Below are 25812 nucleotides of genomic sequence, written 5' to 3'. Positions count from 1 at the left end.
CCAAAGGCTGTCGGCAGGAACAACTGGATGAGATCTACCGCTTGCAGACCTCGGGGATGCACCTGCAAAGATCGATGAACGACAAAGTAAAGGTCGAAACCTTTGCCGATACCGTCCTGAACTATGCCAATTCCGAACAGCGGGACAACGACCTTGCCATACTCGCGATCGAGTTCGTACAGCTTTACCGAGCGTACCCCGAACGCTGTTTTTGCGATAATATACGGCCTGACCTCTATTACCCCGAAGTGGAGGAACGCATCAGGGTCGAAGAATATATCAGTTTTTATTGGAGCGGGAATGACACATTGGTCGATAACGTAATGGAAATGATCAATTGCAGTTTTCAGGAAATGGGCATCACGGATGAACCCATCGATGTGAAAATATTCGATAAGGCTGTTACTAACGATACCGAACGTTTCGGCTTTGAAAGCCGCCTTTTTCCACTCTTAGGAAAGCTTGCTGAGTTCCTTGAAAATTATGACCATTAACAACAACACCATGACAAATATTACCGAGCAATTCAATAACCAGTATGTCCCCGTTAAAGCCCTGCTGATCTATGAGAGCCAGTTGAATATCAAAGACCAATATGGCCACGAAGCCGACCGCAACCCACAGGTGTATGTGGAAAGTTATGATATTGGTAAACGTGGGCAACCCATTAATGCACACCCTTTAAGCCTGACCGAACTGACCTCGCTAAGCAAATTATTTCAGGCGACCGAAGAACTGAAAGGTAACTTCCTGAAACCAAAGGGGCTGATCTCGCCGAATGTCCTGTTCCTCGACCCCCAAAATGACGGCTTCGTCGTATGGTACACGCCACCGATGGAAAGAGAACTTTATTTCGTAGAGGGTTTGGGCATCCCCGCAGGTAAGGCCAAACTCCCTGCATTGGTTTGGAAAGCAAGCAGGGAAAGCCTTCACATCTACGCCCTGAAAGGAAAAGGCAAGCCCAATGCGAATACCGCCCTATACCATGCCCCGTTTTTCAATATCTATGAAAGCGGTAACGTGTGCATGGGTACGGTACAGATCAGCATCGACCGCTTTACCCGCTTGGAGGACTTTATCAACCTATGGCAGGAATATTTCTTTAACAGTTATTTCAGCCACACCATCGGCAACCATCAGGGCGCATTCATCGACCTGAAGACCCTTTGGCAACAGCAGGTCGGCACGGGTAAGGCATTCCCGACCGATGTACTTAACAAACAAAACCACCTTACACTAAAGAACCTGATCCGATGAAAAAGCGCAATGACCTTAATTCAGCGAAACCAGTTACCGCTGTACATATCGTTCAAAAAGAACTATTAGCCCCTTACAACCCGATCTCGGTCAACCTTATCGGGGCGGGTGGTACAGGCAGCCAAATGCTGACCGCATTGGCAAGAATTAGCCAGGCATTGAACGGGTTGAACCATCCCGGCCTGTCCGTGACCCTTTATGACGACGATACCGTGCAAAGGCCGAACTTGGCAAGACAGTTATTTACCACCTCCGAATTGGGGCAATATAAATCGGTCGCTCTCATCAATCGGGTAAACCGCTTTTTCGGACTGAACTGGAAAGCTGAAACCGCTCGGTACGATAAAGACTTTTGTTCTATTTCACAAGGCATGGCCGCCATTACGATCTCCTGTGTCGATACCGTAAAGGCTCGTTTCTGCATCGCCGAGATACTTAATATCTACCATAAGAACAGCGGAGGCCATCGGGACAAACCATTGTATTGGATGGATTTCGGGAATAGTAAGGACACAGGACAGGTGGTATTATCGACCGTGGGTGAGATCAAACAACCTGCCTCGAAACAGTTCCTGCCCGTTGGCAAACTACCTTTTGTGACCGAGAAGTATGCTGACCTGTTGATCGCTGCCGAAACTACCGATGAAACACCAAGCTGTTCGCTTGCCGAGGCATTGGCCAAGCAGGATCTGTTCATTAATTCGACCTTGGTAAATTTCGGTTCGTCCCTGCTTTGGCAAATGCTCCGTGAGGGTATCATTTATAATGATGCGCTGTTCCTGAACCTGAAAGAATACAGGGCGCAACCGATGAAGATAGCCGCTTAATATTGAAGAAATGGAAATTACAGATCTGAACGGCGAAAAGGTCGTGGTCACCAACCTCCAACTCGCCATCATGCAGGCGGATGATTACCGCCATTATCGGGTCGCCAACCCATCGGCACAGCAGTTACACCTGTATGCCTATTGGGAAGACCTCTATCAGAAACTGATCGCCTTACCCCAACAACAACCCTAAATTCAAAAGCTATGGTCAAGATCAAAGAGGGTTACGTGATGAACGCCCGGGAAAAGGTCGAATATGAGCGCATGAATGCGCTGCCACGAAAGTCCGAAGGCTTTGCGGCATATTACTATAAACCGCAAACCAAGTACCCGCCACGCATCTACATTTTCATGCACTCGGAAGTATGGTGTGACCGTAACCGAAGGCCAATGGGATTGCATACCGCATTCCCTTTTCTTACCCGTCCGATGAACCGTGAGGAAATAGAGTATCATCACTTTGATACCCGCCTGTGCTACCACCAGTATGAGGATTGGGATAAACTGATCTATGCCGAACAACAGGAAGCGGATGAACTGGACAAGGAGAACGCAGGTTCGGGTACGCAGTTCCTGAATACCCTGCGTTCGTTCCGAAGCAGGTATCTGCTTGGTGGCAGATCTTCAGAACCACAGGCCGCCGAAGCTGTTCCCGCAGCTACAGAGGACAATTTAACTACATTACTGGCAGATTCGGATGAATTGACGGCGACCGAGATCAGCAAGTTACTGGACAAGGAACAACAGGAGGACAAACGCCCTGATATGCTGACCGCTCTCCGTTTGCTATACCTTAATACCGCCCAAGAGCAAAAAGTAACGGTTACAGAAGCGGTGGTACAGCGCAAGGTCAGGATCGCCGCTGAAGGGGCAAGGCGGAATTTCGTGCGGCGGGTCTATGCGGCCAACAAGCTTTTCGCTTTGGAGGAGATCAGGCAGCGATACCCCGAATATACCGAAGATATGCTCGGTTTTGACCTTAGCAGAAAGTCAAAACGCATCCCGAAAAAAAAACACAAACCCATCGTAGACCTGCGCCGCTGCCAGATGCAGAAATATGCGCAACGCCTCAGCCATCCCGAAACTACCGAACAAGAATACCATCAAGCCTGCTGCATGATCCCCATCCTGCAAAATGCCCACGACCAGCGGATGCCTATTTCCCTTTCCGTGACCTATAATAAGAAGACCCTTATTTATGCCTTCAACTGGCGCACCCGTGAGACGGTGATCAGATCATTCATCACACAGGCTAACCTGAAAGGCATGACCCATGAACGCCTTGGGGAAACCTATAACCAAATGACGGGTTCCAATTACAGCTTTTGAGCGTGGCGCGCCCCGGACGGAGCCGGGGCCGGTCGCCGCATTTTCGCGGGTGTTCCGTTGGGTGGCGAAAATGCGGCGCATTTATTTGAATTGAATTTGGGGATCACACTGCATTTCTTAAATTCGTTGATGCCTAAAACTGAGATACCGTTTATCACTATTGTCCCCTGGAGGCGGAAAAAGTTTTATAACTCCGATAAAGATGCCCAGTTCTACCTTGAACAGGATAACTGGAACGACCAGGGTTTTTATGTAAGTTATTACCTCCATGCCTCGTCCCTGGTAACTAAAGGGGAACCACTTATGATCGGACATGTCAGGATATTAAAGATGGGGCAACCTGAAAATAAAATGTTCTTACTGGGCACTGGTCCGATCGGCGCCCTCGATGATGACTACTGTTCAATGGGCACATCTCTTGACTATTACTCCCGGATCTCCCAGTTACCCTTGTATAAAGAAGAGATATTAACAGCCCTCCGGGATGCGGTAGTTTACCCGGAATTTAAGGAGGACTTTTTAGAAGAACCAGGCTTTAAAGCTGCTATGATGCGAAATTTCAAGGCGGACGATCAGTTGTTCACCTTAGGCCCGCTATTGCTCGAAAGGGACTATCATGGCTTGCTCGATCTGGACCAAAGTTTCAAATTTAAGTTCCCTCAATTTGAAGAACCTGTCACGTTCAGATTTGACTCAAAAAACAAATATGGCTGGAATGATCTTTCGCTGCCAAACCGTATAATCGCCATTATCGGCAGGAACGGGTCCGGGAAAAGTACGTTGCTGTCCCGGATCTCAAGGGTGGCTTTCTCTTCTGCAACCGACCGACTTGACGAAACGCTTCAACAGGTTGGCATAATGGATCCGCCCGGACTTGGGTTCCCACGCATATTGGTGCTTTCATACAGCGCATTTGATGCCTTTAACACACCCGGTGTATATGTTAAGGATAAAAGGATCATCGTTGAGGAAATGAGAAAAGGGATCGCCAGGTACGTATTTATCGGCGTTAGGGATATTGTTTCCGAACTGGAAGAAATGATACCATTCATGCATTTTGATGAAGAAACAGGCAAACTTGATCCGGCAGAAATACGCCGGGACAAGATCGAAAATACCAAGCTTAAGACCATCAATCAACTGGGTGAGGAATTTATCGGTAACCTTGCGATCATCAAGGAGTTTCGCCGGGATACGATCTTCGATAAAGCCATGAAGATATTGTCTGCTGAGGTCTCCATGCACCTTATTCTCGGGCAAGATCTTCTTAACACAGACGAAAAGGATAATCTGGAATTTTTCCTGGGATTAAGCACAGGACATAAGTTCGTGATACACTCTCTGACCAGTATCATTGCCTACACGGCGATCCGGTCATTGTTGCTGTTCGACGAACCTGAAACACACCTTCATCCTCCCATGCTCGCAGCGCTGATGACCGCCGTGCGCTTTGTGCTTGGTGAATTGAACGCTTTCATGATCGTGGCGACACATTCGCCCGTTGTTCTTCAGGAAACACTCAGCGAACACGTTTATCGTGTTCGGAGGGTCGGCTCCGAAATGAAGATCGAACAGCCTCCTTTGGAAACCTTCGGGGAAAATATCGGTACATTGACCGAAATGGCTTTTGGTTTGACCTCTGAAGCCACCGACTTTCATAATACGCTGGATGCCCTCTATAAAGAAACGGTTGATGACTTTTTTGAAAGGCCTGCGCCGGAAGCATTGCTTGAGCGGATCGAAGGCTATTTTGAACACGGACTGAGCACTCAGGCCCGCGCTTACCTGTTGTCGAAAATTTTTAAACGCGGCTGATATGTGGAAACTTGACCTACCTCCCCGTAACGGCTCGATGAAAAACATCGATAAAGCATTGACGAAAAAAAGTGGTGTAATGAAATATCCGATCACAGCCGCGGAAAAGGAAGCGATCGATAAAATATACCGGGCTTATGATGCAGCCAAAGGGATCACCTCACCGGCACTTCAGGGTAAATATTTATCCGCAGGACTGCTTGAGGCGATGAAAAACGCCTACGATGAGGTACAGATCAAAGGACGCCTGAAAAAACTGCGTGATAAACTTTTAATGGGCGCGGATACCTGTCCGTGCTGCGGCATCGGCGAGGCGGACGAACTTGATCATTATCTTCCTAAGGAAGATTATCAACCACTGTCGATCTATAGCCGTAACCTGATCCCTTATTGTCACAAATGCAACAATAAAAAACGATCTCTGGATGGTTCAAAACCGCACGAAAGGTTCGTTAACGTGTATTATGACGACATACCTGACGATCAACAATTTCTGTTCGCCAAAGTGCGGTTGCACGGTAAAGGACTGAGCATTAAATTAGAGGTTCGTCCTGTAGCCGGTCTGTCAAGCAGCCTGGTGACGCAGATGAACTTCCAAATGAAACGGGTGAATCTGAACAAACGGCTGCGGAAAGCCCTGAATATACAGCTGAGTTCTATAGCCCGATATCTGGATGAAAATTATAAAAGCGGTGGAAAGGAAGCCGTCAAACTTGACCTCAGGAAGAGCGGCAAGAGCCTTCAGGAAAGATTCGGCATCAATCATTGGCGCTCGGTAGTTCTGTTCGCCCTTGCTGACCATGATGCTTTTTGCGATGGGGGTTTTTATGCGCCGCTGGCCATTGTCAAACCGGCACCGGTAGTTAAAAGTCCATTAACTCCTTAAGTGGGATATCCAGGCCGATCGAAAGTTCGATCAGTGTTTTCATTGTCAGATTGATTTCTCCTTTTTCATAACGTACGATGTCAGCGAACTCCACATTGCATTTGGCAGCTAACTTTCGGTGAGACAAATTTTTGGATGTTCGTAATGCTTTCAGATGACGCCCGAAACGAAGGAAATATTCTTGATGATGCGCGTTTTCTGACATTGTGAAATTAGATCAAGATCAAAAAACACGGTTTTTAGGTTAAAAAGTGTTGTGCTAAAACACAACACTTTTTATTACTTTTGCTTGAATCGGGCAAGAAATTTAACTGCACGGTAAAGGCTCCTTAACAATATTAACCTAAATTCCCAATATGAAGGATCAGACCACTAACTGTACACCTGACGCAACTGCACTTTCACGGACAAAGCGTAACCGGGCTTTTGGATTCGCTTTAGTCTTGTTGTGGTTGGTGGTTTTCGTCGCCTGGTATTTCAAGTTGTTATGACCAAAATCGAGAGATTTCTATAACCTTCAGTTATAATTTTTAGCTATGTACGTTAAGCGGCATCCTCTAATTTTGAGAAAAACAACCTTGATATGCGTAAGATCATTTTTTTTTTCAGCTCTCATCATCATTTTCAACATCTGCGAAACTGCCGTAGCGCAGGTAAGATCCAATATCTTATATGGTCAATTGTTGCTCAACAATGAAACCTTTAGGCCAAGCCTTGAAAAATATCGACGGGATATTGACCGGCTCGATAAAGCCCTAAGTGCTGACCATAATGATACGATCGCCTTGTTTGAGCGGGCACTGTTGCTGGATAAATTCAATAACATCCAGGCTTTCCCCAAGCAAGATGAGCCAAAAGCTTTACAGGGTTTGCGCACGGCAGAACGATATGCGAACCGGGCAGATAGCCTGGGTATGAAGGATATTAAATTAAAGGTACTCCGGGCGCAGATCTATAAAGACCTTGCTTATCGCTTTTTAGGGGACGAGCGATGGAAGTACAACGGGAAGGCTGGAGTTGGGAGGAAAAATAGCTTTGAACTATACAAGAAAAAGGCGAATGAGCTTTATGAAAAACTGGCTGAACTGGATGTGGCAAATGCCTATGATTATAAAAAACTAAAGGAAACCGGCGAGTATCCTATAAAAGAATAAATCACTCTCTTTTAAAAATCAATAAGCTCTTTGGGATTTATGCCTAAACCCTTCGCTAATTCAAAAATTGTAGAAAGTTGTAAGTTTGTTTGGCCATTTTCAATCTTGCCAATCTTACTATGGTCTAAATCACATTTGGCTGCAAGTTCCCTAAGTGAAATGTTTTGTTTTTCCCTTATAGTTTTAAGGTGATTTCCAAACTTTTGCTGTAATTCTGAGTAGTCTTTCTTCAATGTTTAACTAAAAGTCTGAAAATCGCATAAAAACCGTTAAAAATTGTGGACTTTTAAGTCCACAATTCAAATAATTGTTTATATTTGTTTTGCGATACTTTATTATTCGATAGAATAAAGCATTCGCTTTTTAGTCTCGATTTAGAAACCTGAGAAATTTTTATCCCACGAGACGATGAGTGATATGCCCACGCCATAGGTGTGGGCTCTCTTATCGTGGGTGGGCTTCTCAGGGCCTCTAAGTCGGTAAGTTGAGTCCACGCCTATGGCGTTTTTGCTGCGACTTACCACATTAAACCTTTGAGTATGGAAGCAGCAAAACAACACAACATTCTACATCAGAGTTCCCCTCTTCAAAAGGTGATCGAATCCTTTTTTAAAGGATATACACCTGATTCCACAAAGTTCATGTTCTGGAAATTATTTCAATGCTGGGCATTGAAGGACTGCACGATTAAAGCTGAAGTTTCAGATGAAGAAGTTGCCCTGTTCTTTGATCAGTTAATAGACCTGGTGGCTGCGGCTTATACAGTACACCAGGCGAACGGGGCTACACCAGTTGTCCAGAAAGGGCTTGGCGGTGTTTAAGAACATTGTCAATATCTGGTTATTGGTTATCTCACCTCCGGAATGAGTTCGCTCCATCGTTCCAATAAATTCAATAATCAATAACTAAAAACTTGTAAAATGAAGCTCATAATATGCTCAATGGCATTTCTATGCCTAAAATTTCCTGCTTATTCCCAAACACCGGACACACAAACCAGCTTATTTCCAGGACAATACATGCCAGATGTTTCCATAAATAATATTGTCAATTCAAAAAACAAATCCGCGAAAATCTCTGACTTCAAAGGAAAGATACTGATCCTGGACTTTTGGGCTACCACCTGCGGCGGTTGCATTCAAAGTATGCCTGAAATGGATTCCCTGCAACAGGTTTATAAAAATAGAATAAATATACTGCTCGTGGATTCAGAAAAGTTCCTTGATGATGAGAGGAAGGTCATGAGAATGTTAGACATTCATCGTTCATGGACGCGGAAGAAATTTAGCCTTCCCATTGCTATCGGCGATACTGCGATTACTAATAAATTCAAATTTAGAGGCATCCCTTATGTCGTATGGATATCCCAAAACGGACAAATACTGGCATTAACAGGGAAACCTGAAGTAACACCCGAAAATATTGAGCGGGCTTTAGCCGGAGAAAAACTAATTGCAGTTGATAATAACGATAAACGTGTCAAACTATGAAAAAGGTATTTACACGTATAACGATATTATTGTTATTGATCATTTCATCAAAATCGGTAATTGGGCAGAATGGGTTCAGGTTATATGGAGATGTGAATTTTGAAGGAAAACCACTTCCCGGGGTTTCGATCACTTTAAAAAACTTTGGTGCTACGTCTTCTACAGATTCTTCAGGGCATTTTTGGATTTTTTCAAAGAACGCTAAAGACACGCTTGTATTAACTCATGTCGGCTTTAAAACCGCAATGAAGCCCATTTCAGATGACACAAAACAACCGGTTCATATCGTAATGGAACCAATCACGACTAATCTTAAGGAGGTTGTAGTCAGTAGTGGCTATCAGGAGATTCCAAAAGAGCGGGCAACGGGATCTTATTTCAAGATAGATAAAAAGCTGCTGGATCAAAGGGTTTCACCGGATATTATTAGCAGGCTCGATGGTGTTTCAAGTGGAGTACTCTTTGACAACCACGATGCCAATGCCCAAACGATCCAGATAAGAGGTTTAAGCTCTCATAATTACGCAAACCAGAGTCCTTTAATTATCCTTGACAACTTTCCATATGCAGGGGATATAAACAATATCAACCCAAATGATATCGAAAGTATAACGGTCTTAAAAGATGCGGCAGCAACTTCTATCTGGGGCGCTAAAGCTGGAAATGGTGTTATCGTTATCGATACAAAAAAGGCAAAAGCAAATCAACCCTTATCATTAACCTTGAGTTCCAACATTACACTATCTCCAAAGATCAATCTTTATTCAGCGCGAACAGCATCGGTAAATAATATTATCGAACTACAAAAGCAATTGTTTACACAGGGTTTTTATGATAGCAATATTAACAGCCCTTACTTTAGCCCAATACCCCCCGTAGCGGATATCTTAAACCGGGCCAAGAACGGGGAGATTACCAATGCCCAGGCTGAAAGTGCCATTAATGTTCTTCGCGGACAGGATGTGAGATCCGATATGGAAAAATATTTGTACCGCGGTGAGGTTAAGCAACAATATTATGCCAATATTTCTGGTTCAGCCAGGAGTTACAGGTATATTTTTTCCGCAGGATATGATAAAAATCTTGCCTCACTGGTTGGAAATGATAACAACAGAATAACTATCCGCTCCAATCAATCCATCGAAATCACGAAGGATCTGCTGATTCAATCGGATATTATTCTAACCAAAAATACTGCTCGTCAAAATAGTCCGGGAGGATTCGGCAGTTACAGCACCGGTACGAATGCCATAGCTCCATATGCGCGCTTAATTAATCCTGACGGCAGTCCGGCAGCAATCGACCTCTATTACAGCAGAGCATTTACTGATACTGCGGGCAACGGGAAATTATTGGATTGGAAGTATCGCCCCCTGCAAAACCTTCATGAAAATAACAATACTTCAGGACAGACCGATGTCCTTGTTAATCTTTCAAGTACTTACAGAATTCTACCTTGGTTAAAAGTGGACGCTAAATACCAGTATGATAAGACTTCCTCGTGGGTGAATAATGATCAGAACATGAATACTTATGGCGTGAGGGATTATATCAACACTTTTACTTCAGTTACGAATAACCAGTTAACTTACTATGTACCTAAAGGCAACATTCTCTCGACCCAAAACGGAAATATTCTTCAACAGGCGGGCCGTGCACAACTCGATTTTGATAAAACCTGGAATTCAAAGCATGAGTTTCATGCAATTGCCGGTGGAGAAATAAGAGAAAATACTTCTTCTGTTCAGTACGCCACTACTTATGGCTATAACCCCAACACTCTGACCTCTCAGAAAGTTGATTATGCAACCTTGCACCCGACTTATGATAACATTTATGGGAGTTCGGCGATTACCGACGGCACCAGATTTACCTTGATTAGGACCCGCTTTGTTTCAGCGTACGCCAATGCTTCGTACAGTTACGATAATCGCTATACATTGACCGCCAGTGCGCGTAGGGATGCGTCGAATATCTTTGGGGTATCAACGAATAATAAATGGGTGCCGTTATGGTCAACCGGTTTCCTATGGCGTATATCAAATGAAAAATTCTTCCGTTCTGATTGGCTTTCTGACCTGAGTGCCCGTTTTTCTTACGGGTCCAGTGGAAACATTTCGCCAAGTCAATCCGGGTTGACAAGGATCACCTATGCAGCCGCGTCAAGGAACCCAATAGGTCTGCCTTATGTCAATATCAGCTCACCGGAAAATCCCAATCTTCGTTGGGAACAGGTTAAAACGTTTAACGCAGGGCTTGATTTTGCCTTCGTAGACAAACGTATTTCAGGGTCCATTGATTATTATACTAAAAACTCAAAAGACTTGGTTAATAGCGTATTATTGGACCCGACGGTAGGATTTAATTCTGCTAATTTAAATTCTGCAAGTATTTTTGGAAAAGGCCTTGAATTAATACTCAATTCAGATAACCTGCAAGGTAGTCTAAAATGGACTTCAAGTTTTCTATTTAACTATTCAAATTATAAAACCACCAAGTTACTTAATCCGCCTTCTGCGGAGGGCCTGGTAAGTTCCGGAACATATATATTTCCGATCGTCGGATATAATCCGTACCAGATTGTAACCTTCAAATGGGCCGGGCTTAATCCCCAGAATGGTAATCCGCGAGGTTACGTGAACGGAAATGTCAGTGAAGATTATAATGCGATACTTTCCAATTCAATTGATAAGCAAGATATCATCGGAAGTGCCGTGCCTTTATTCTACGGCAATTTCAGGAACTCATTCAGCTGGCATGATTTGTCATTAGTAGTCAATTTGACGTATAGACTTAAATACTGGTTCCTTAAGCCAACCACTAACTCAGATGTCCTTTATAACACCGGCATGGGCTATCCTGATTATGACTCCCGCTGGCAAAAAAGCGGTGATGAAGCTCATACCAATGTCCCGTCCTTTGTTTATCCTTCTGATTGGCAGCGCGATAATTTTTACCAGTTTGCTTCGATAAATGCTGAAAAAGCTGACAATATAAAGGTCAATGATATTTATTTAAGTTATACCCTAAAGTTTATAAATATAGCCAGCTTAAAACGGCTGGAGATATATGCTTATGCCAACCAGTTAAATTGGATGGTTTGGAAAGCTAATAAGTCAAAGTTAGACCCAGACTTCCTATATGGTCTTAAAAATCCAATGAATATATCCTTAGGTTTTAAAGCAAATTTTTAAAATGAAAAAGACTTACATACTAACCTTTACCCGGGTTTACCTTTCTATGTCACTTTGCATACTTGTTAGTTCGTTAAGCGGTTGCAAAAAATATCTTGACAGTAAACCTGACCAAAGCATTTCAACCCCATCAACGATTGATGATCTGTATGGGATCATTTACAATTACAATTTTGTAAATGCCCGTTATCCTTCTGCTTCTGAGGTAGCCTCAGATGATTATTATTTGACTACTGCAGATTATAACTCGCTTACAAATCCCCAGAACAATTACTATCTATGGACAAAATATAGCTTAAACATTGGGGATTATACAGCCGCATACAATGCTGTTGAATATATGAACGTTATATTGGATGCCTTACCAAAAATCACCCCTGCCACTGATTCTCAATTAAATAATGTTAAAGGGGCTGCCTTATTTATCCGTGCCTCGTATCATTTTTCCTTAAGTCAACTTTATTCAAAGCCGTATAATTCAGCTACAGCTGGCTCTGATCTTGGCATAGCTATCAGAAACACCTCTAATGTTAACGTCAAACCCAAAAGAGGATCAGTTGAAGATGCTTATACTTCAATAATTGGCGATCTGAAACAAGCATTACCATTATTACCTATAAAAATTACCCAAAAATATCTTCCAAGCCGGCCGGCCGCTTGGGGTTTACTGGCAAGAATCTATTTATCCATGTCAGATTTTAAAGATGCAGGCATCTACGCTGATTCCGCACTTAAATCGTATGGAACTTTAATGGATTATAATGCCATCTCATCAACCGCTACAATTCCTTTTAAGCAATTTAATGACGAGGTTTTGTATGATGCCAGGACCAGTGCCCCGTCAGCTTTGTTATCTTCAAGGGCCAAGGTAGACACAGTGTTATATGGCAGCTACCAGGCAAATGATTTAAGGAAAGCTATATTATTTAGAACGAATGCAAACGGTTCCAAATCATTTAAGGGCAATTATACTGGTTTGAATACAGCAGCCCTATTCACAGGCATCGCCACTAACGAATTGTACCTGACGAGGGCGGAATGCTACGCAAGAAACGGTAATTTGAGTGATGGTGCCGCAGACCTCAACATGCTGTTGCAAAATCGATGGAAGAAAGGAACGTTTATTCCATTGACCTATAACAATGTATCAGCGCTTGTAAACGCTATTATTGCAGAGCGACGAAAGGAACTGCCGTTTAGGTCCCTCAGATGGATAGACCTTAGAAGATTAAATTTAAGTGAAACCAATAAAATTACGTTAACCAGGAATATTAATAATGTGGTTTACCAATTACCACCAAATGCGGATAGGTACGTTTTTGCTATCGATCAAAATGCTGTTAATATCAGCGGACTCGAACAAAATCCGTAGCAAGGGGGATTTCCCCTTGATACGAATCAGATGCTTGCACAGTTTATGGTTTCATTTCTATATCACCATTGGTTGCTGAATGCCCCTGTTGTGAGGCCCAAAGATCAGCAGTTTGCGATGCAAACTCGGTCGCATCCGGTAACGTGCCAATGTCTTTTGCAGTCGATAAAACCACGCCACAGACATTTTGGCTGGCTGTGCAGGCAGCATCAGATGAGGCCGCCTGATAATTTGCTCGGTTTTTTATAGCACTTTCGGCTAACGAGGAAGACGTGTATTCAAAAAAATTGCTGGTTACTTTTTTAGCGGAAGTGAATGCGCTAAACGATAATGCTAAAGCAACTGCTGCTGCAGGGATAATTACCTTTTTCATATGGAATCGTGTTTTTGAGTTTGAAATAATAAATACTATGTGATTAAATAAATATGCCTACTCTTTTTGCGGGTTTTCGGCACATCCTGTGTTTCCGGATCGTTCCTGACAATCACGGTGAACAATTCTGATGTTTATCTGTCTGAAAACTGACCTCCTTTCCCAGCTAATGAAATTAAACCAAGGGTATTTACGACTATAAAGAATAGGTTAAAAAAAAGATGACCTTTCCAGGTAAGCATTTCAATCACCCCGCCGCAAGAACAAGGAACATTTTCAAAAAAATTTAATAATACCAGGATAATATATACCGTAAATATGGTCAACAACGTTTCGGATATCCAAAAACCCAATCGTAAAGTCCGCGTAGATAAAATGCATGCCGCGCATCCTAATTCAGCTGCAGGTAAGGCCCAATAAAGTAAATGGGTTAATAAGGAAGAAAAATGCTGTCGGTCTAAAGACTGACGGAATAATTCATACTGAAACAGCTTACTTGAGGCAGTATACAGCCAAAGTAAGATCAATAAAAATTGTGCGGTATATATAATTGCAACTCTCATAGGTTGTAACAAAAATATATCCGCATAAGTGACAGAAAATGTCACTCATCTTTTTTTAAAAAATATTTTTTTTCAAGACGATCGTATTGAATCTGATGCCCTTGATCACGAAGATGATTGATCATCCGCTTGACGGTACGAGTGCTGCAGTCGAATCTTCCGGCAACGTCATCAAGAGAACGTAGCCGACCTTTAGTGACCAGTTCCAATAAATAAGCCAATCGTTTTTCATAAGACAAAAAATCCATCTCTCATCAATTTCATCCGACAATACCAGAAATGAAATTGATGAGAATTGGCTTAAATGTCTAAAACTGAGGATTGTAAATTATTCTTTTTAATTATTTGATATGTCACTTTGATCAACATCATCAACAGCGACCAAATATTTTCTACGCAATACTTTTGTGATAATGAATCGCTTTATCTTAAAATACTGCGCGTAGATACCCTGGAAATTTATTGCACCATCGTATTTGGAAGGGGGCATCAATTTAAAGGGGGATATTTCCAATACCTCCGCGATCTCGTATATTCTATCCAGTTTTAACTTGGTTTCACCTCTTTCGATCTTTGAATAGGCCGCCTGTGAAATTTCAAGCGCGAATGCCATATACTCCTGGCTGTATTTTTTTACAACCCGCTGAATTCTTATTTTTTCTCCGATTGTATCCATAGGTTAAAGTATTATTCCTATAAGCAAAAGTAATAAATTACAACCTTACGTTCTACCTGGTGTCACTAAGCTCCCTGACCTTTAAACCAATTCCAAATGGATGGAAGGAACTAAATTTTATATCATGAAAGAGTTATCTGATGAACAGGCCAAGGAATTAAAAGGCGGAGCCCAATCTGGAAGTAATTGCGCATATAATGTGGCTGTAAGTGCTTCTCTCGGCGGTCTATTCGGCGGCGCGGGTGCTTTAGTTGGCGCCATAGCCGCTGCCACGGGACCTTCCTGCCTTGGTCTTTGGTAACAATTAAGCCGGGCCTCGGCCCGGTTTATCTTTATTATTATTCCTCATTTTCCGCCTGTACCATTCTTCGCTATTTCAATACTGGTTCCCAGCTTTTCACGCGCCATCTTCTTTTTGCTTTTAATTCTTTTGGGCCACAACAGCCTTTTGAAGGTTATTTGATCACCCTATATCTAAGCGTAAGCACAACCAAATTCATTTTTGTTGATAGGATCGCATAAATTTTTAATGGCATAATTATGTAGATTTTCTACAACTCAGGATTATAATTTACAAGTACTGGTTATTGTTGATGGCCTTTTACGCGCCGAATTTTACCTAAAAATATTAGGTAATGAAAACGACTAAAAAGACCATTCTGGTTACATTCAGCGCACTTTTACTATTATCATTCTGCATGATATGGTTAACTGACAAAAATATCCTGACGCTTGAGTTTTTAAATGGTAGCGGTGAATATCTGACCGGAGATCCCGTAACTGAATTTACCGCTTATCATGACCTGCAACGATGGATCTACCTTTCAGAGGCAGCCTACCTTTCGATCAAGATCTTATTGGTTTCCATCACGATCTATACCGCGTTGTATTTGAAAGGTGCCGGTTGCACTTTTACGGACACGATGTTGGTGGTGATGAGGGCAGAATTTATTTTCGTGTTGGCAGCGCTGATCAAATCCCTGGCTTTTACACAGCTGTTCCATCCGGGTACATTGGCGGACTGGCACAGGTTCCATCCGCTTTCCGCACTTTCCATCATTGGCAACGTTGGTGCAAGCTGGTATTATCCATTGCAAACCCTGAATCTTTTTGAGATAGCCTATTGGTTTATGCTTGCCTGGGGCATTTACCGCCTGATCGGCGGTGTATTTGACCGGTCATTGCAAATGGTGCTCAGCAGCTATGTACCCGCCCTTTTCCTTTGGACTTTGACCTTATCCTTTTTCTCCGTTGTAGTTTTCCCCGATCACATCTGATCCTATCGTTCACTTAAATTAATATCTATGCCGTCGATCCGACAATTGAACAAAATTTATAAAAGACAAATTTCTGATAATGATTGTGGCCATGCATGCCTGACAATGATCCTGCGTTATGCAGGTTTGGAGCCATCGGTTCAAGAACCGGATGCGATCCCTATAGGCCCCGATGGACTTTCTTTGTTTGAATTAAAAGCAGCCCTGGCCGATCTCCATCTTAACGCGAAAGCCATTGAAATGGATATTGATCATCTGAATGAAGTTGATACCCCATGTATCATCCATACCGTATCAGCAACTGGTGCGACCCATTTCATGGTCTGTTTCGGCAGGAAAAAGGTCGGCAAAGCATATTTTTATGTCATTGGTGATCCTGCCAACGGGCTGATCCTGATGAGCAAAAATGAACTGGATGCTTGCTGGCAAAGCAGATCGGCCTTGTATTTTCCGATCCTGGCGTATCACCATACCGGTCAAAGCTTTTTGGCGAAAGCACGGGTGATATTCAATGGATTTGAACGGTCACGTGGCTTGTTGCTCATCGTCCCGGTGATGTCTGCAAGTAGTATCTTCTTTGGTATTGCCCTGGCCTGGTTGCTTCAGGAAACCTCACATACGGGTGGCCAGGCAAGTCGGCCAGTCATTCTTTGTTGGGTTTTGCTCCTTGTTTCCCTCAGTTTATCCCGTGGTTTACTCAATTACCTTCGCCAGCAATTGCTGGTGAACCTGACCAATACGACCAGCGACAGGCTTAACCGGAAATTGATCGATCACATTTTTTTCTTTTGGAAGGGAGCCGGACGTCTTTCTGATACAGGGATCAAAAACACATTGCGCGATATTCAACGAATATCCCAGTCATCGCTTGGGATTACTTCAATTATTCTTCCCGACCTGTTACTTTGCCTTTTCTTTTTAGCTGGTGCAACTTATCTATCTAAAGCGGTCGCGGTCAGTACAGGCCTAATGATGATCCTACAAGGTATATTTATTTCCCGTAAGATCAATGATCATAATACCTTTTTAAACACTCTTGCTGCTGACGCGAAAAACTTTGAAATGAGTTTCGCTAAAGCGAATGAAATGCTGTCACGCGGTGGAGGCCGATTAAATGCAGAGCGACTTAGCTCAATGCAGAATGCTTCATTCAGTAAGCTATCCCTAAAGGCCATCACTTTTGGCAAGCGGACCAATACTGCCACCTTTCAATTGGAACTTATCAATACCCTTTACCTTGCGGTAACTTTCCTGCTCGCCGTCCTTGACCTTCAAGAAGGTTCGCTTTCACCCGCAGAAATGGTAACCCTTGTTGCCGGCAGCTTTTACATTTCTACCATTCCATCAAGGATTTTCGGTATTCTCCCACAGATCGAAGCCGGGTTCGACGCCTGTCGCCAGTTCCGGGAACTCTGCGGTTAGCTGCAAATTCCTCATTTCCAATATCTGGTTCATACCGGGCTGGAATGCTATTGCCTTTAAACATCAAATACTATCCTATGAACATGAAAATTGAGACGTTGCCACCGACCCTCAGAGAGCGGTTGATGGCGTTACCTGACGATTTAGCACCATTGGAGAGGTTTAACGCCGCAATCGGCATCATCGAACCTTTCGGTGCGGAATTTAAAGAATTAATCAGTAATGAGGATTTTCTTGATATTAAACAGAAGATATCGGCCTTTAAGCATATCAAGCCCTATATTGATGCGCACCGGATCGAGGAAGGGCTCAGATACACGTTGGTGATCAACAGGCCTATCGGCCGGACGGAGACCCAGGTCGATTATTTTGAAGGGCAATTGGAATCACTGGCCGCCTTTCTTCGCATGAACGCGTTCTATTACCAATATTACAAGAACGGTTTCACCGAACTCGATCATCTTTATTTTGTTCCGGGAGGTGGCCAGGCAGCCATCCCTATGCCGGACCTGCCTGAACTCGCGCCGGATACATCCACGGCAATGACATACCTTTTCGCCAAATTTATTGCATATGAACGTATCCAGTTTTACATATTAAATCAGATCGAACTGATCGAGCGACAAGGGCCTTCGGGGACATTTTATTTGGAGGACAGCGACAATCCGGTAAAATGGACCGGAGATATCGTGAACCTGATCGAGGTCGCCTACGGGGTATGGCTTACCGGGCAGGTCAACAATGGCAATGCCAGCCTCGGCCAGATCGTACGATGGCTGGAGTCTTCCCTGGCTGTGAACATGGGCAATGTTCAGAAAAAGTTCGGCGAGATCGAAAGCCGGAAAAGGATCTCCATAACCAGGTTTCTTGACCAAATGGTCCAGGCGATCAATATGCGTGCTGAACAGGACCTTTTACGTTAACCATTCACTTTTCATCTTCTAAAGCGGGCAAATGCCCGCTTTTTTTTTGCAAAAAAATCTTTCGGTAGTACCGAAGAACTACCGAAAAGACCATCTGTGAACCCGACACCTTTGTCCCGATGACAACACGGGACATTGCTTCATTCATTGCTGACAGCGCCTGTAGGGCGGTCGAAATGGCCACCTCAATGCTGCCAGCGGAACCCGATCAGTGTACCAAAGCTGAAGCTTACCGGATGCATGGCAGGTCGATCATCGACCGCTGGATCGCAGAAGGACTGCTGAACGTCATCAACAAACGCATTAGCCGGAAACAACTCCAGCGCATAGCTGCCAGAAGTAACCGGCAAACTTATCTGCCAGTGGCAGAAAGGTAATACGGTCCTCCGGACCGGCGCTCTTTGACGTATAGGGATGAAGCATTGTCCTGTTAGCCACAGGAAATTTTGCGAAGGTGAGATTGAAAGTATATCAATATCTGAAAGCGCAAAGGCAGGCGAAAGCCCGCATCGTAGGATGCGACGTGAGTAATCCCGAGATCAACCGGCAGAACTGAATTACCGGGTTCGTTACCCGCTGCCGGTTCATGGAACTATCGCTACATCAGCTTGACCAGATCATTTCCTTATCAGCCAAGTTCTCCGCGACCCTCACTTTGATCAGAAGCGGCCAGATCAAGCCGTATCTCAAAAAATCAGAAGCCTATCGAATATTTGGACGACAGCAGGTGGACGAATGGGTACAACAGCGGGAATTAGGGGTAACCAAGGACGGGGACCATTCCGCTACCTGGCGGATCGATCGGATGAACATCGAGCTTATCGCTTTCAGGAATATCCTAACAGCTATTCTGGAAGCTTCTGAGAACTGAATTTTTCACTATTAATCCACTAATTTATGTCAAATCTATTAACAGCAAAGGAGCTGAAGGAACGGTCCTCGATCGTTGATCTGCTCCAACGGCTCGGTTATCGGCCAGCAAAAAAATATGGAAGGGAAACCATGTACAGGAGTATGTTACGGGATGATGATTCAACGCCATCCTTTAGCGTAAATGATGATCTTGGGGTTTGGTTCGACCATGGTACACGAAAAGGCGGCAATATCATCGACTTTGGATTGGCCTACTGGAAGGAACTCGATTTTAATAGTGTGGTCATTAAGATACAGGAGGTTTGTGCTCTGGCCATTTCGGAGGTCCGAAAAGGGCAAAGGCCACGAAAAGCGATCAAGGTTCCTCACTATATCATTAACGAAGTTAAAGAACTTGGCAGCAATCCAGCGATCACAGAGTACCTGTGTGGCCGGGGAGTTTTTGAGGTAGCCCGAGGCCTGCTCAGTGAGGTTTATTATTTTGTTGAGGATCAGCGAGGTGCAAGGAAACAATTTTTTGCTGCCGGCTGGCAGAATGAGAATAAAGGATGGGAGGTCCGCAACAAGTACTTCAAGGGATGCCTTGGCCCCAAGGGAATAACCTGTGTCCAGGGGCACGGCAAAAAGGTAACTATTTTTGAAGGGTTCATCAATTTCTTGAGCTGGCGGGTGGAAAATCCTGCCTCCGATAGCAGCATTATTATCCTGAATTCATTGGCCTTGCTGCCGGTGGCCATCCAGTCGGCAAAGGCTTTCACTTTTATAGATATTTTCTTCGACAGGGACAATCCTGGCTTAGGGGCAACAAAAGAGTTCATCAGAGAACTACCTTATGCAACAGATCGTTCCTCAACCTACGAGGGATTCAATGACTACAATGATAAACTAAAGGCTTCCATGAAAGTTGTTGAAGGAACCACCCCTGAAACCAGGCCGTCGTTCCAAAGATGAAATTCCGTTTCGGAATTTCTTTTTCCCGAAACGTATACCCAATGAATACTTCCCGGATCTAAGAAAAACAAATCCCGTTCCGGTATTTGTTTTTGGCAGGGCAAGATGTCTTTTTGTATTACAAAAAGTATCTTGCCCCGTTCGGGGGATCTGAAAACTTCGCAACTCGTTTTTTATGGAGGGTGCTAATAGAAAGAGCGGAAGACCTCCGATGACCGACGGAAAAAGCAGCCACGTGATCACACTTAGGCTGACCGATACTGAATTGGCTTTATTGCTTGAAATGGAGTCTACCCTGAAACTGAGCAGGACAGATATCATCAAGGCGAGACTATTCCGCGATGCGGACAAATTGATATTGAATACCAAAGACGCCCTAATGCAGCTTGACCGGATCGGCGCGGAAATGAACCGTGTAGGAAATAATATCAATCAGCTTGCCCGCCATGGGAATACCCTGAATCTGAAAGGCAGATTACATCCGCAATTGATCATTGATTTTAATGGCTTGTTCGAAAATTACCTGGGTATTCAACAGCGCCTGGATATAAGCCTTCGGAAGATCATCCGCGCTATGGGTAAATGAACGATCCTTCACGCCTGGCTACACGGTTATCGAGTTATATGGTTACCATGATATCTGGCTATGCGGTTACATGGATATATCGTTTGTCTTGTCCTGAAATGGGTTTACAGTTAGGAGTGATTTAAATCAACAAAACCATGAAAATTGTAAAGCGTTATTCGGACGATTTCAAGCGTGAAATAGTCGAACTTTATTTAACATCCGATCTCACTCAACAGGCAATTGCGGACAAATTTGGTATCGCAACACATTCCTCAATTCAACAATGGGTTCGTAAATTTGGCGGAGAATTCAGAACACCTGTAATGGATACCCCTCCTCAAAAACCGAAATCGGATCTGCCGTATACGCCGGAAGGCATGGCACGCCGTATTCAAGAACTGGAAGAGGCCCTCGAAAGAGAGCGCCTGACAAACCTGGCTACAAACAAGATGATCGATGTTGCAGAACGTGACCTCAACATCTCCATCAGAAAAAAGTCTGGAGCCAAACAGTCAAGGAAATAAAGGAACAATGTCCGGAGCTAAGTATTGATAAGCTCTGTGGATTGTTTGGCTTTACCAGACAGGCCTATTACCAGTTACAGAAATACGAATATAAATGCCGCGCGCAATCGCAGATCGTGCTTGAAATGGTGCTCAATGAACGCAGCAGTTTACCTGGCATTGGCGGGCGTAAGTTGCTTAATATGATCAGTATGCCGATGAAAAGAGAAAACATACAGATCGGCCGGGACGCTTTTTTTGATTTATTAAGGGAAAACCATCTTCTGGTTCGCCATCGAAAAACCAAGGTAGTAACAACCGATTCAAGACACAGGTATCGCAGGTATCCTAATCTGATACGCGATATCTTGTTGACTCGTCCGCAACAGCTATGGGTAAGCGATATCACTTACATTGCAACCAGTGAGGGGTATTTATACTTATCGCTGATCACAGACGCTTATTCCCGCAAAATAGTTGGATGGAATCTATCCCACAAGCTGGATGCTGATAGTGCTGTATATGCTTTAGAAATGGCTCTTTCAGGCTTATCTGATAATAAAGCAGACAATCTTATTCATCATTCGGACCGTGGCGTCCAATACTGCTGTGATAAATACATTGCTAAACTTAGGTCTAACCATATCAGCATTAGTATGACTGAGAATGGAGATCCGTTGGAAAATGCAATAGCAGAGCGGGTAAATGGCACTTTGAAGACCGAATGGCTTAATAAAGCCCCGCCGGGTACCAAGAAAGAAACTGCTCTACGCTTATCAGGTATCATTGATGCATATAATACCCGAAGGCCACACCTGAGTATTAATATGCTTACGCCTGAAGCAGCTCACTCCGGTGAAGGAGAACTGACCAGGCAATGGAAGAACTATTGGAAAGAAAAACATAATAAAATCTATTGTGATGAATAATGTGAATTGTTTACTTTGGATCATCAAAGTCTGGTTTGTAAAGCCTGACAAGGATTATGGCTAATAGCTGGTTAAGGCCTTTTAGGACTTTCTACATTTGGACTGTAAACCCTAATCAGGACTACATCATTTATTGTAAAGAACATATCGTATTAACAGCTCCTAACTGTAAAGACTTTTTAGGACGAGACAGTTGGTTATATCGTTACATGGATATATCGTTATATGATTACACAGTTATAAAGCTACCCGGTTCGAATGTTATGTCGTTAGGTCGATATAATGGTATAGGGTTACCGAGCTACACTGTTATAAAGTTAGCAGGTTATACAGCTCCTTGGATACAAGGTTCAGTTGGTATATCGCTATACTGATATCAAGTTATTTCGTTACCCGGTTATTTGGTCCATGGTTACTGCGTTAGTCTGTTCTACGGTTACACAGCTATACAGCGCTGCCGATAAGGTTTTTTAAGGCATTAGTGATGCTAACCGTCCGGCAGGCTATTCCCTTTCAATTTCCGTCTATGATCGTAAAGATCCTTAAACCAGTGAATGGCTTTCCCGGGGTGCGTTATAATACCAATAAGGTGGAACGTAACAAAGGCGAATTGCTGAAGATCGCTAATTTCGGGCCACTACAGGGACTTACCGGTCTGCGCCCACAGGACTACATCAATTATTTGAAGTTGCTTTCTGCACAGAATAAAAGGGTTTCCAAACCGCAATTCCATGCGGTGATTTCTGCGAAAGGTGCGACCTATAACAAGCAGGAATTGATGCGGACCGGACAATCCTGGCTGGAGCAAATGGGTTTTGGTGCTCAACCGTACCTCATCGTTTTTCATAAGGATACCGATAACAATCACATTCATCTGGTCAGCACCCGGGTTGACAGGGAGGGCAAAAAGATCAATAGCGCCTATGAAAAACTACGGGCTATCGATGCGCTTCAGGCGACACTTGGTTATAAATATGGTATGCAATACCGCTTCAGCACGGTCGCGCAATTCTACCTTTTACTGGAAAAGGCAGGATTTGAAGGTCGTGACATGAACCTTGATAAACTTGGAAAACGGATCGCCGAACACCGACCGGACCGGGAGCGCGCGAATGCGATCAGGCAAATATTACTGAGGCATCAAGGCCGCCCGGATCTTTCCGGATACTTAAGTGAGCAACACCGGCTTGACCTGATATTCCATGCCGCACCAGGGCGTGCCCCTTACGGATACACCATTATCGATCATGAGACCATGCAGGTCTTCAAGGGAAGCGAGGTGCTTTCATTGCGGGAACTCCGAACAGATCATGGCGAGCTTAGAGCTGAACATTCAACCGGAGCGGGTACTCATCAGCCGGCTATCACCACACCAGGTGTTTGGATCGCAAATGATGTGGATGATGAGGCTGTTCTTGGCCGTAACCGGCGAAAAAAGAAAAAAGCAAGAACCAATACACGATAAATAAACCACTACACTATGAACATTTTAATCGGAAATCAGAAAGGAGGTGTTGGAAAAAGCACATTGACCGTCTGCGCCGCTAACTACCTGACGCTTGCCAAGCAAAAGGAAGCGATCATCCTGGATATGGATTATCAGCAGTCGATCTCGCAGAAATATCAAAAAGCAAAATTATTGGAAAACACAGAACCCTACGAGGTCCTTCAGGCGAACCTCGAAGATTACTCATTACTGAGCAACGCGCTTTCGCAAAATGCGAATGCGGCGATCCTGATCGACCTGCCCGGGAAACTCGATGATGATGGACTTATCCCGGTATTTACTTCGGCTGACCTGGTGATCTGCCCGTTCTCTTATGACGAGTTCACGTTTGAATCGACCATCCTGTTCTCTGTGGTCCTCAAAAAGGTGAATCCCAAAGCCAGGGTGTTCTTTATCCCTAACAGGATCAAGGCGAACGCGAAGTTCGAAATTATGGAAGAAGTGAACCTGCAACTTCAAAAATTCGGGACATTGACCGCCGCGATCCCTGACAGGGTAGATTTTCAGCGGATCACGACATACCAAACACCGTTGTCCCTCTTGCCCGTACTCGCGCCTGTATTTGAACAAATATTCGACAAAAGCTTATGGAACAAATAAGGTCCCTCGCTGACCAGCTTCGGGATGAGCTGGAAAAGAAGAAAGATCCGAAGGCTGTGGCAGCGCCGGTCCAGGAACGCAAAAAAGAGAACGGGAAAAAGCCGGAACCGGATATACTGAAAGCGATCAGGGCATACGACAATGCTGATCATAAAAGTATGGTACATGTCCGGTTCGATGCCAAGACCGCCGATACGATGGCAAAATTCAAGATGGCGACCAATGTCGATGTGACCAAATTCGTCGCCTTCGCTGTCAGATACCTATTTGACAGCCAGCCTGAACTAAAGGCGATCATCAAACAATTTATTCAAAATACGGAACTATGACATGGTTAAAGTTTTTAGGATGGATAAGCGGTATTTATATCGTTTACTATTTGCTCGTCGCAGGATGGGATATCCTGCGACAACGATCATCCGCCGAAAAGGATGACGAGCAGGATGAACTGACCCTTGCAGAGGCGGTCGCACCGGTGGCGGTCGGCACTTCTGAAGAACCCCGTGGCGAAAATGTACTGTTTTCCTCCGGGGGCGTCAACCTCAAACAAATGTTCAATCTGGCACGCGATGAGGCGATCGAATATGTGAAAGCGGTCAGTTTTTAATATGAAACGGCTGCTGGCATGCATGATCGCATTGTATGGCCCGCTGGTATCTTTGGCACAACCTGGTATCGCAGAAATGCAACAGGCAAGCCAGGATCTGCGGGCTTCATTTTTTTCCGCCTTCGACCTATCATTGGTCCTGGCGACACTGCTTGGCCTGATCGGCGCAGTGAAGATCTATAATAACTGGCAGATGGGCGAACGAAGGATCGATGCTGCGATCGCAGCGTGGTTCTACGCCGCTATCTTCATGGTACTTGCCGGCGCTTTCCTCAGCGCACTATTCGGCATTTGATATTGATACCGGTCCCGCCGGATCAAGGGCGTATTCGTGATCTGAACGCCCGCTATTTTCTTCTTTCAAAGAATAGCACCAAAAGGTCTCCGCTATCTTTTTCTCCCCATTTTTAATGTTTAACAAAACAAAAAAACTCCTGGCTGCAGTGATCCTGCTTGCCATGGCCGTTCCTGCTTTCGCACAAAGCGGTGTGAATGGTCTTAACACAGCAACCTCGACCTTGAAGACCTATGTTGCTCCGGTGACCAATATCACATTGGTGATCGGTGGTATCGTTGGTATCGTCGGCGCGATCCGCGTGTATTCCAAATGGAACTCAGGTGATCAGGACATCAACAAGGAACTTATGGGCTGGGGCGGCTCATGCGTTTTCCTGGTGGTTTCCGCATTGGTTGTCAAAGCTTTCTTCGGCCTATAA

General features: G+C 44.2%; 34 protein-coding genes. 28 read left to right on the top strand and 6 right to left on the bottom strand.

Annotation, left to right across the window (positions count from 1 at the left end):
* Positions 1–56 precede the first annotated feature (56 nt).
* The 7 genes from MusilaSJ_RS02355 to MusilaSJ_RS02325 all read left to right on the top strand — a co-directional run bounded on the left by MusilaSJ_RS02355 (position 57) and on the right by MusilaSJ_RS02325 (position 6114).
* Positions 57–494: a hypothetical protein gene (locus MusilaSJ_RS02355; protein ID WP_274988471.1), complete on the top strand. Its 438-nt coding sequence runs from the start codon at positions 57–59 to the stop codon at positions 492–494.
* 10 nt (positions 495–504) lie between these two features.
* A complete protein-coding gene (locus MusilaSJ_RS02350; protein WP_274988470.1) occupies positions 505–1257 on the top strand; it encodes a PRTRC system protein B in 753 nt (250 codons plus the stop codon).
* Entirely contained in the window at positions 1254–2084 is an 831-nt protein-coding gene (locus MusilaSJ_RS02345; RefSeq protein ID WP_274988469.1) for a PRTRC system ThiF family protein, read from the top strand. The genes MusilaSJ_RS02350 and MusilaSJ_RS02345 overlap by 4 nt, the downstream gene beginning before the upstream one ends.
* A gap of 10 nt (positions 2085–2094) precedes the next feature.
* Positions 2095–2277, top strand: a complete 183-nt coding sequence (locus MusilaSJ_RS02340; RefSeq protein ID WP_274988468.1) for a hypothetical protein — start codon at positions 2095–2097, stop codon at positions 2275–2277.
* Between the two features lie 38 nt (positions 2278–2315).
* A complete protein-coding gene (locus MusilaSJ_RS02335) occupies positions 2316–3413 on the top strand; it encodes a hypothetical protein (protein WP_274988467.1) in 1098 nt (365 codons plus the stop codon).
* A 129-nt stretch (positions 3414–3542) separates the two neighbouring features.
* Positions 3543–5228 carry an AAA family ATPase gene (locus MusilaSJ_RS02330; protein ID WP_274988466.1) on the top strand — a complete coding sequence of 562 codons (1686 nt, stop codon included), beginning with the start codon at positions 3543–3545 and terminating at the stop codon, positions 5226–5228.
* Position 5229: 1 nt separating this feature from the next.
* A complete protein-coding gene (locus MusilaSJ_RS02325; protein WP_274988465.1) occupies positions 5230–6114 on the top strand; it encodes an HNH endonuclease signature motif containing protein in 885 nt (294 codons plus the stop codon).
* On the opposite strand, the gene MusilaSJ_RS02320 is transcribed toward MusilaSJ_RS02325, so the two are convergent.
* Entirely contained in the window at positions 6092–6319 is a 228-nt protein-coding gene (locus MusilaSJ_RS02320) for a helix-turn-helix domain-containing protein (RefSeq protein ID WP_274988464.1), read from the bottom strand. The two genes, MusilaSJ_RS02325 and MusilaSJ_RS02320, sit on opposite strands and share 23 nt — an antisense overlap.
* A gap of 358 nt (positions 6320–6677) precedes the next feature.
* Between MusilaSJ_RS02320 and MusilaSJ_RS02315 the strand changes: the two genes are divergently transcribed.
* Positions 6678–7268: a hypothetical protein gene (locus MusilaSJ_RS02315; protein WP_274988463.1), complete on the top strand. Its 591-nt coding sequence runs from the start codon at positions 6678–6680 to the stop codon at positions 7266–7268.
* 11 nt (positions 7269–7279) lie between these two features.
* Here MusilaSJ_RS02315 and MusilaSJ_RS02310 read toward each other — a convergent pair whose 3' ends face one another.
* The gene (locus MusilaSJ_RS02310) at positions 7280–7501 is read right to left on the bottom strand and encodes a type II toxin-antitoxin system RelB family anti-toxin (protein WP_274988462.1); all 222 of its coding nucleotides are present in this window, start codon (positions 7499–7501) and stop codon (positions 7280–7282) included.
* A gap of 306 nt (positions 7502–7807) precedes the next feature.
* On the opposite strand from MusilaSJ_RS02310, the gene MusilaSJ_RS02305 reads away from it, so the two are divergent.
* From MusilaSJ_RS02305 to MusilaSJ_RS02290, 4 genes are all read left to right on the top strand, one after another.
* Positions 7808–8089, top strand: a complete 282-nt coding sequence (locus MusilaSJ_RS02305) for a hypothetical protein (protein WP_274988461.1) — start codon at positions 7808–7810, stop codon at positions 8087–8089.
* Positions 8090–8188: 99 nt separating this feature from the next.
* A complete protein-coding gene (locus MusilaSJ_RS02300; RefSeq protein WP_274988460.1) occupies positions 8189–8758 on the top strand; it encodes a TlpA family protein disulfide reductase in 570 nt (189 codons plus the stop codon).
* Positions 8755–11952 carry a SusC/RagA family TonB-linked outer membrane protein gene (locus tag MusilaSJ_RS02295; protein ID WP_274988459.1) on the top strand — a complete coding sequence of 1066 codons (3198 nt, stop codon included), beginning with the start codon at positions 8755–8757 and terminating at the stop codon, positions 11950–11952. The genes MusilaSJ_RS02300 and MusilaSJ_RS02295 overlap by 4 nt, the downstream gene beginning before the upstream one ends.
* Position 11953: 1 nt before the next feature.
* Positions 11954–13324, top strand: a complete 1371-nt coding sequence (locus MusilaSJ_RS02290) for a RagB/SusD family nutrient uptake outer membrane protein (RefSeq protein ID WP_274988458.1) — start codon at positions 11954–11956, stop codon at positions 13322–13324.
* Positions 13325–13367: 43 nt separating this feature from the next.
* Here MusilaSJ_RS02290 and MusilaSJ_RS02285 read toward each other — a convergent pair whose 3' ends face one another.
* The 4 genes from MusilaSJ_RS02285 to MusilaSJ_RS02275 all read right to left on the bottom strand — a co-directional run bounded on the left by MusilaSJ_RS02285 (position 13368) and on the right by MusilaSJ_RS02275 (position 14936).
* A complete protein-coding gene (locus MusilaSJ_RS02285; protein WP_274988457.1) occupies positions 13368–13697 on the bottom strand; it encodes a DUF6520 family protein in 330 nt (109 codons plus the stop codon).
* Positions 13698–13831: 134 nt separating this feature from the next.
* The gene (locus MusilaSJ_RS28040) at positions 13832–14260 is read right to left on the bottom strand and encodes a MauE/DoxX family redox-associated membrane protein (protein WP_446725139.1); all 429 of its coding nucleotides are present in this window, start codon (positions 14258–14260) and stop codon (positions 13832–13834) included.
* A 41-nt stretch (positions 14261–14301) separates the two neighbouring features.
* The gene (locus MusilaSJ_RS02280; RefSeq protein ID WP_274988456.1) at positions 14302–14508 is read right to left on the bottom strand and encodes a DeoR family transcriptional regulator; all 207 of its coding nucleotides are present in this window, start codon (positions 14506–14508) and stop codon (positions 14302–14304) included.
* Positions 14509–14597: 89 nt separating this feature from the next.
* Positions 14598–14936, bottom strand: coding sequence for a helix-turn-helix domain-containing protein (locus MusilaSJ_RS02275; protein WP_274988455.1), 339 nt, complete (start codon positions 14934–14936; stop codon positions 14598–14600).
* 100 nt (positions 14937–15036) lie between these two features.
* On the opposite strand from MusilaSJ_RS02275, the gene MusilaSJ_RS02270 reads away from it, so the two are divergent.
* The 16 genes from MusilaSJ_RS02270 (at position 15037) to MusilaSJ_RS02195 (ending at position 25812) form a co-directional block, all read left to right on the top strand.
* The gene (locus tag MusilaSJ_RS02270) at positions 15037–15237 is read left to right on the top strand and encodes a hypothetical protein (protein ID WP_274988454.1); all 201 of its coding nucleotides are present in this window, start codon (positions 15037–15039) and stop codon (positions 15235–15237) included.
* A 334-nt stretch (positions 15238–15571) separates the two neighbouring features.
* The gene (locus tag MusilaSJ_RS02265; protein WP_274988453.1) at positions 15572–16213 is read left to right on the top strand and encodes a hypothetical protein; all 642 of its coding nucleotides are present in this window, start codon (positions 15572–15574) and stop codon (positions 16211–16213) included.
* 27 nt (positions 16214–16240) lie between these two features.
* Positions 16241–17635: a cysteine peptidase family C39 domain-containing protein gene (locus MusilaSJ_RS02260; protein WP_274988452.1), complete on the top strand. Its 1395-nt coding sequence runs from the start codon at positions 16241–16243 to the stop codon at positions 17633–17635.
* 77 nt (positions 17636–17712) lie between these two features.
* Complete coding sequence (locus tag MusilaSJ_RS02255) at positions 17713–18558, top strand: RteC domain-containing protein (RefSeq protein ID WP_274988451.1); 846 nt, start codon at positions 17713–17715, stop codon at positions 18556–18558.
* A gap of 188 nt (positions 18559–18746) precedes the next feature.
* Positions 18747–18935 carry a hypothetical protein gene (locus MusilaSJ_RS02250; RefSeq protein ID WP_274988450.1) on the top strand — a complete coding sequence of 63 codons (189 nt, stop codon included), beginning with the start codon at positions 18747–18749 and terminating at the stop codon, positions 18933–18935.
* Positions 18936–19144: 209 nt separating this feature from the next.
* A complete protein-coding gene (locus MusilaSJ_RS02245) occupies positions 19145–19429 on the top strand; it encodes a hypothetical protein (RefSeq protein WP_274988449.1) in 285 nt (94 codons plus the stop codon).
* Between the two features lie 26 nt (positions 19430–19455).
* Complete coding sequence (locus MusilaSJ_RS02240) at positions 19456–20382, top strand: DUF8464 domain-containing protein (protein ID WP_274988448.1); 927 nt, start codon at positions 19456–19458, stop codon at positions 20380–20382.
* 211 nt (positions 20383–20593) lie between these two features.
* On the top strand, positions 20594–20968 hold the full coding sequence (locus MusilaSJ_RS02235) for a plasmid mobilization relaxosome protein MobC (protein ID WP_274988447.1): 375 nt from the start codon (positions 20594–20596) through the stop codon (positions 20966–20968).
* A gap of 137 nt (positions 20969–21105) precedes the next feature.
* Positions 21106–21474 carry a transposase gene (locus MusilaSJ_RS02230; protein WP_274988446.1) on the top strand — a complete coding sequence of 123 codons (369 nt, stop codon included), beginning with the start codon at positions 21106–21108 and terminating at the stop codon, positions 21472–21474.
* Positions 21475–21515: 41 nt separating this feature from the next.
* Positions 21516–22382 (top strand): IS3 family transposase, encoded by an 867-nt coding sequence (locus tag MusilaSJ_RS02225; RefSeq protein WP_274988445.1) that lies wholly within the window; start codon positions 21516–21518, stop codon positions 22380–22382.
* A gap of 526 nt (positions 22383–22908) precedes the next feature.
* The gene (locus tag MusilaSJ_RS02220) at positions 22909–23847 is read left to right on the top strand and encodes a relaxase/mobilization nuclease domain-containing protein (RefSeq protein ID WP_274988444.1); all 939 of its coding nucleotides are present in this window, start codon (positions 22909–22911) and stop codon (positions 23845–23847) included.
* Between the two features lie 15 nt (positions 23848–23862).
* The gene (locus MusilaSJ_RS02215; RefSeq protein ID WP_274988443.1) at positions 23863–24489 is read left to right on the top strand and encodes a ParA family protein; all 627 of its coding nucleotides are present in this window, start codon (positions 23863–23865) and stop codon (positions 24487–24489) included.
* Entirely contained in the window at positions 24477–24818 is a 342-nt protein-coding gene (locus MusilaSJ_RS02210) for a hypothetical protein (RefSeq protein WP_274988442.1), read from the top strand. Before MusilaSJ_RS02215 ends, MusilaSJ_RS02210 begins: the two co-directional genes overlap by 13 nt.
* On the top strand, positions 24815–25096 hold the full coding sequence (locus MusilaSJ_RS02205) for a hypothetical protein (RefSeq protein ID WP_274988441.1): 282 nt from the start codon (positions 24815–24817) through the stop codon (positions 25094–25096). Before MusilaSJ_RS02210 ends, MusilaSJ_RS02205 begins: the two co-directional genes overlap by 4 nt.
* 1 nt (position 25097) lies before the next feature.
* A complete protein-coding gene (locus tag MusilaSJ_RS02200; protein WP_274988440.1) occupies positions 25098–25391 on the top strand; it encodes a DUF4134 family protein in 294 nt (97 codons plus the stop codon).
* 115 nt (positions 25392–25506) lie between these two features.
* On the top strand, positions 25507–25812 hold the full coding sequence (locus MusilaSJ_RS02195) for a DUF4134 domain-containing protein (protein WP_274988439.1): 306 nt from the start codon (positions 25507–25509) through the stop codon (positions 25810–25812).

The sequence above is a fragment of the Mucilaginibacter sp. SJ genome (genome assembly GCF_028993635.1).
Lineage (GTDB): Bacteria > Bacteroidota > Bacteroidia > Sphingobacteriales > Sphingobacteriaceae > Mucilaginibacter.
The sequence above is the reverse complement of the archived record's forward strand: the minus strand, read 5'-3'. Positions and strand labels throughout refer to the sequence as shown.